5 protein-coding genes are annotated in these 6,498 nt (G+C 67.7%); all 5 read left to right on the forward strand.

Annotated features, from left to right (window positions below):
• Nucleotides 1-172 precede the first annotated feature (172 nt).
• Nucleotides 173-2,263: a transketolase gene (gene tkt, locus N415_RS10310; protein WP_068180543.1), complete on the forward strand. Its 2,091-nt coding sequence runs from the start codon at nt 173-175 to the stop codon at nt 2,261-2,263.
• 15 nt (nt 2,264-2,278) lie between these two features.
• Nucleotides 2,279-3,400 (forward strand): transaldolase, encoded by a 1,122-nt coding sequence (tal, locus tag N415_RS10315; protein WP_068180546.1) that lies wholly within the window; start codon nt 2,279-2,281, stop codon nt 3,398-3,400.
• Nucleotides 3,397-4,959 carry a glucose-6-phosphate dehydrogenase gene (gene zwf, locus N415_RS10320; RefSeq protein WP_068180549.1) on the forward strand — a complete coding sequence of 521 codons (1,563 nt, stop codon included), beginning with the start codon at nt 3,397-3,399 and terminating at the stop codon, nt 4,957-4,959. The genes tal and zwf overlap by 4 nt, the downstream gene beginning before the upstream one ends.
• A gap of 49 nt (nt 4,960-5,008) precedes the next feature.
• A complete protein-coding gene (opcA, locus tag N415_RS10325) occupies nt 5,009-5,920 on the forward strand; it encodes a glucose-6-phosphate dehydrogenase assembly protein OpcA (protein ID WP_068180552.1) in 912 nt (303 codons plus the stop codon).
• On the forward strand, nt 5,917-6,498 hold a 582-nt coding region (pgl, locus tag N415_RS10330), incomplete at its 3' end, for a 6-phosphogluconolactonase (protein ID WP_068180555.1). The genes opcA and pgl, both read left to right, overlap by 4 nt.

Here is a 6,498-nt window from a genome sequence, read left to right on the forward strand (position 1 = left end):
GAGGGTCCGAAAGGGATTCTTCCGAGAATTCCGAACAGATTGCAAAGCCCAGGCGACCGGGGCGTATTTTCACAGCGGCCGGCGTTGGGTACTACAGAACTCTGCACTGCAGGAGCCGGCACTCCCGCATTAGGGTAGGCAATATCAGCTTGATGACCCAAGGACTGAGGCTGTGACGACACTCGAAGAGATCTCCACGCTGACCCAACCGCACCTCCCCGACGACTGGACCGAGATCGATTCGGCCGCGGTCGACACGATCCGGGTGCTGGCCGCGGACGCGGTCCAAAAAGTCGGCAACGGCCACCCCGGAACGGCGATGAGCCTGGCCCCGCTGGCCTACACCCTGTTTCAGCGCACGATGCGCCACGACCCCAGCGACACCTACTGGCTGGGTCGTGACCGGTTCGTGCTGTCGGCCGGGCACAGCAGCCTCACGCTGTACCTGCAGCTGTACCTGGGCGGGTTCGGCCTGGAGCTGTCGGACATCGAGTCGTTGCGCACGTGGGGATCCAAGACGCCCGGGCACCCGGAGTTCCGGCACACCAAGGGCGTTGAGATCACCACCGGCCCGCTCGGTCAGGGCCTGGCGTCGTCGGTCGGGATGGCGATGGCGTCGCGCTACGAGCGCGGCCTGTTCGACCCGGACGCCGAGCCGGGCACCAGCCCGTTCGATCACTTCATCTTCGTGATCGCCTCCGATGGGGACATCGAGGAGGGCGTGACGTCCGAGGCGTCGTCGCTGGCGGCCGTGCAGCAGCTGGGCAACCTGATCGTGTTCTACGACCACAACCAGATCTCCATCGAGGACGACACCAACATCGCGCTGTGCGAGGACACCGCCGCGCGTTACGAGGCCTACGGCTGGCACGTGCAGCGGGTGGAGGGCGGCGAGAACGTCGTCGGCATCGAGGAGGCCATCGCCAACGCCAAGGCCGTCACCGACCGGCCGTCGTTCATCGAGCTGCGCACCATCATCGGCTACCCGGCGCCCAAGCTGATGAACACCGGCAAGGCGCACGGCGCCGCCCTCGGCGACGAAGAGGTCGCGGCCGTCAAGAAGATCCTGGGCTTCGACCCGGATAAGAACTTCGAGGTGCGCGACGAGGTGCTCGCCCACACCCGCAAGTTGGTGGACCGGGGCAAGGAAGCACACGAAAAGTGGCAACCCGAATTCGACGCCTGGGCGCAGCGCGAACCCGAACGCAAAGCGCTGCTTGACCGGCTGACCGCCGAGAAGCTGCCCGACGGCTGGGACGCCGACGTCCCGACCTGGACCCCGGAGGACAAGCCGCTGGCCACCCGCGCGGCGTCCGGCAAGGTGCTCAACGCGGTGGGGCCGAAACTGCCCGAGCTGTGGGGCGGTTCGGCCGACCTGGCGGGCAGCAACAACACCACCATGGACAACGTCAAATCGTTTGGGCCCCCGTCGATTTCGACGAAGGACTACACCGCCGACTGGTACGGTCGCACACTGCACTTCGGCGTTCGCGAACACGCGATGGGCGCCATCCTGTCCGGCATCGTGCTGCACGGCCCGACCCGCGCCTACGGCGGCACGTTCCTGCAGTTCTCCGACTACATGCGCCCGGCCGTGCGCCTGGCGTCGCTGATGAACATCGACACCATCTACGTGTGGACGCACGATTCGATCGGGCTGGGCGAGGACGGCCCGACGCACCAGCCGATCGAGCACCTGGCCGCGCTGCGCGCCATCCCCCACCTGTCGGTGGTGCGCCCGGCCGACGCCAACGAGACTGCGTACGCGTGGCGCACCATTCTGGCCCGCGGCAACGGCAGCGGTCCGGTCGGGCTGATCCTGACCCGCCAGGGCGTGCCGGTCCTGGAGGGCACCAACTTCGAGGGTGTCGGCCGCGGCGGCTACATCCTCGGTGATGACGGCGGCGACGAGCCGGACGTCGTGCTGATCGCCACGGGCTCCGAGGTTCAGCTCGCGGTCGAGGCGCGAAACCTGCTGGCGGACAGGGACATCGTGGCACGCGTGGTGTCCATGCCGTGCGTCGAGTGGTTCGAGTCGCAGCCCGAGGAGTACCGCGACAGCGTGCTGCCCCCGTCGGTGTCGGCGCGGGTGGCGGTCGAGGCGGGGATCGCGCAGTCCTGGCACAAGCTCGTCGGCGACACCGGTCGCATCGTGTCGATCGAGCACTACGGCGAATCCGCCGATTACAAGACTTTGTTCCGTGAGTTCGGCTTTACCGCCGAAGCCGTCGCGGCGGCCGCGGAGCAGGTAGTCGATAACTGAGAAAGGGTGATTCACATGGCCAGTCAGAACCCCAACCTCGCGGCGTTGAGCGCAGCAGGGGTGTCCGTTTGGCTGGATGACTTGTCGCGCGAGCGGCTACAGTCGGGCAACCTGCAGGAGCTGATCGACACCAAAAGCGTTGTCGGCGTGACCACCAACCCCTCGATCTTCCAGAAGGCGCTCGCCGACAGCGACACCTACGACGAGCAGATCTCCGAGTTGGCCGAACGCGGTGCCGACGTGGACGCCACTATTCGCACGGTCACCACCGACGACGTCCGCAACGCGTGCGACGTGCTGCGGCCGCAGTGGGAGGCCTCCGACGGTGTCGACGGCCGGGTGTCCATCGAGGTCGACCCGCGACTCGCCGCCGAGACCGACAAGACCACCGCGCAGGCCGTCGAGCTGTGGAAGATCGTCGATCGACCCAACTTGTTCATCAAGATCCCGGCGACCAAGGCCGGCATTCCGGCCATCACTTCCGTTCTGGCGGAGGGGATTTCGGTCAACGTCACGCTGATCTTCTCCGTCGAGCGGCACCGCCAGGTGATGGACGCCTACCTGGCCGGGCTGGAGAAGGCCCGCGAGGCCGGGCACGACCTGTCCAAGATCCATTCGGTGGCATCGTTCTTCGTCTCCCGGGTGGACACCGAGGTCGACAAGCGGCTGGAAAAGATCGGCTCCGAAGACGCGCTCGCGCTGCGGGGCAAGGCCGGCGTCGCCAACGCCCGCTTGGCGTACGCCGCCTACGAAGAGGTCTTCAAGGGCGGCGATCGCTACGAGTCGCTCAAGTCCGATGGGGCGCGCGTGCAGCGGCCGCTGTGGGCGTCGACGGGGGTCAAGAACCCCGACTACTCCGACACCCTCTACGTCACCGAGCTGGTCGCCCCGAACACGGTTAACACCATGCCGGAGAAGACGATCGACGCCGTCGCCGATCACGGTGAAATCAAGGGCGACACCGTCAGCGGCACCGCATCGGCCGCTCAGGAGGTGTTCGACAAGCTGGCCGCGGTCGGCGTCGACCTGACCGACGTCTTCGTGGTGCTGGAAAAAGAGGGCGTGGAAAAGTTCGTGGAGTCCTGGACCGAGCTGTTGGAAGAGACGCAGAAGCAACTCGATTCCCTCGGCAAATGAGCCCGGCGGGCTCGAAGGCGGGCTCCCGCGACGCCGCGCAGTGGCGAAACCCGTTGCGGGACAAGCAGGACAAGCGGCTGCCCCGGATCGCCGGCCCGTGCGGCATGGTGATCTTCGGGGTCACCGGCGACCTGGCCCGCAAGAAGGTGATGCCGGCCATCTACGACCTGGCCAACCGGGGGTTGCTGCCGCCCACCTTTTCGCTGGTGGGTTTTGCCCGCCGGGACTGGCAGACGCAGGATTTCCGCAAGGTGGTCTACCAGGCCGTCAAGGAGCACTGCCGCACGCCGTTCCGGGAGGAGAACTGGGAGCGGCTGGCCGAGGGATTCCGTTTCGTGCCAGGCGCTTTCGATGACGACGAGGCGTTCGCCCGGCTCGCCGAGACGCTGGAGAAGCTCGACGCCGAGCGCGGCACCGGCGGCAACCACGCCTTCTACCTGGCGATCCCTCCGAACGCCTTCCCGGTGGTGTGCGAGCAGCTGCACAAGTCCGGGTTGGCCCGCCCGCAGGGCGACCGGTGGAGCCGGGTCGTCATCGAAAAGCCGTTCGGTCACGACCTGGAAAGCGCCCGCGAGCTGAACAAAACCGTCAACGCTGTCTTCCCGGAGGAGGCGGTGTTCCGCATCGACCACTATCTGGGCAAGGAGACGGTCCGCAACATCCTGGCGCTGCGGTTCGCCAACCAGTTGTTCGACCCGATCTGGAACGCCCACTACGTCGACCACGTGCAGATCACCATGGCCGAGGACATCGGGCTGGGTGGCCGGGCCGGCTACTACGACGGCATCGGCGCGGCCCGCGACGTCATCCAGAACCACCTCATGCAGCTGCTGGCGCTGACCGCGATGGAGGAGCCGGTGAGCTTCAATCCGGCTGCGCTGCAAACGGAGAAGATCAAGGTGCTCTCGGCGACGCAGCTCGCCGAACCGCTCGACGAGACCACCAGCCGCGGCCAATACACCGCTGGCTGGCAGGGCGGCGAGAAGGTCGTCGGGCTGCTCGACGAGGAGGGGTTCTCGAAGGACTCCACCACGGAGACGTTCGCCGCGATCACGCTCGAGGTCGACACCCGCCGCTGGGCCGGCGTGCCGTTCTACCTGCGAACCGGTAAACGCCTGGGCCGCAGGGTGACCGAGATCGCCCTGATCTTCAAGCGCGCACCGCATCTGCCGTTCGACGCGACCATGACCGACGAGCTGGGCGCCAACGCGATGGTCATCCGGGTGCAGCCCGACGAGGGCACCACCCTGCGGTTCGGCTCCAAGGTGCCGGGCACCGCCATGGAGGTCCGCGACGTCAACATGGACTTCTCCTACGGATCGGCGTTCGCCGAGGAATCACCGGAGGCCTACGAGCAGCTCATCCTCGACGTGCTGCTCGGTGAGCCATCCCTGTTCCCGGTCAACGAGGAAGTCGAATTGGCCTGGGAGATCCTCGATCCCGTCCTCGAGAACTGGGCTTCGCATGGCAAGCCCGACCCCTACGAGGCCGGCACCTGGGGCCCGGAATCGGCGTTCGAGATGCTGCGCCGCACGGGCAGGGAATGGCGGCGGCCGTGATCCGCGCCGGCGACGATGCAGAACGCAGTGATGCTGAGGAGCGGCGCCAATGATCGTCGATTTGCCCGACACGACCACCACCGCGGTCAACAAGAAACTGAGCGAGCTGCGCGAGAAGGCCGGCGCCGTCACGATGGGGCGGGTGCTGACGCTGCTCGTCGCGCCCGACAGCGAGGACGTGCTCGAGGAATCGCTCAAGGCGGCCAACGACGCGAGCCACGAGCACCCGAGCCGCATCATCGTCACGATGCGGGGCGACCCGTACGCCGACCAACCGCGCCTGGACGCCCAGCTGCGCTCCGGCGGCGACACCGGCGCCAGCGAAGTGGTGATCCTCAACCTGTCCGGGCCGCTGTCGGGCCACGCCGCCAGCGTGGTCATCCCGTTCCTGCTGCCCGACATCCCCGTCGTGGCGTGGTGGCCCGACATCGCCCCGGAGAAGCCAGCGCAGGACCCGTTGGGCAAGTTGGCAATCCGGCGCATCACCGACGCCACCAACGGCATCGACCCGTTGTCGGCGATCAAGAGCCGCCTGCCCGGGTACAGCGCCGGCGATACCGACCTGTGCTGGGCGCGCATCACCTACTGGCGGGCGCTGCTGACCTCCGCCGTGGACCAGCCGCCGCACGAACCGATCGAGTCGGCGGTGGTTTCCGGCCTCAAGACCGAGCCCGCGCTCGACATCCTGGCGGGCTGGCTGGCCAGCCGCATCGACGGTCCGGTGCGCCGGGCGGTCGGTGAGCTCAAGGTCGAGCTGACCCGCCAGAGCGAGACCATCACACTCAGCCGGCCCCAGGAGGGCAGGACCGCCACCCTGAGCCGCACGGCGCGCCCGGACGCCCTGGTTCCGTTGGCGCGCAGGGAAACCGGTGAATGCCTGGCCGAGGACCTGCGGCGGCTGGACGCCGACGAGGTCTACCGAACAGCGCTGGAGGGGATCAAGAAGGTGCAGTACGTATGAGCCCGACCGTCGAAGTTTTCAAGGACGGCGACGCCCTCGTCGAGGCCGCGGGTGAACGGCTGGTCAAGACCATCCAGGACGCCGCGGCGGCGCGGGGCCGGGCCCTGATCGTGCTGACCGGCGGCGGCAACGGCATCGGCCTGCTGCGCTACCTCGCCACCCGTCGTGACCAGATCGACTGGTCCAAGGTGCACCTGTTCTGGGGGGACGAGCGCTACGTGCCCGAGGACGACGACGAGCGCAACGACAAGCAGGCGCGGGAGGCCCTGCTCGATCACGTCGACATCCCGTCGAGCCAGGTGCACGCAATGCCGGCCAGCGACGGCGAATTCGGCGCGGACCTCGCGGCCGCGGCGCTGGCCTACGAGCAGCTGCTGGCCGCCAACGCCGAACCCGGCCAGCCCGTGCCGAATTTCGACGTCCACCTGCTGGGAATGGGGCCAGAGGGCCACATCAACTCCCTCTTCCCGGACACCCCGGCCGTGCACGAGACCAGCCGCATGGTGGTCGGCGTCGAGGACTCCCCCAAACCGCCGCCGCAGCGAATCACATTGACGCTGCCCGCCATCCGGCGCTCC

This window comes from Mycobacterium sp. UM_CSW, from assembly GCF_000455205.1.
Classification (GTDB): Bacteria; Actinomycetota; Actinomycetes; order Mycobacteriales; family Mycobacteriaceae; genus Mycobacterium.

Bases quoted from the DNA above. Each gene is read 5' to 3' on its own strand.
- tal (WP_068180546.1), top strand. From the start codon at position 2,279: ATGGCCAGTCAGAACCCCAACCTCGCGGCGTTGAGCGCAGCAGGGGTG.
- zwf (WP_068180549.1), top strand. From the start codon at position 3,397: ATGAGCCCGGCGGGCTCGAAGGCGGGCTCCCGCGACGCCGCGCAGTGG.
- opcA (WP_068180552.1), top strand. From the start codon at position 5,009: ATGATCGTCGATTTGCCCGACACGACCACCACCGCGGTCAACAAGAAA.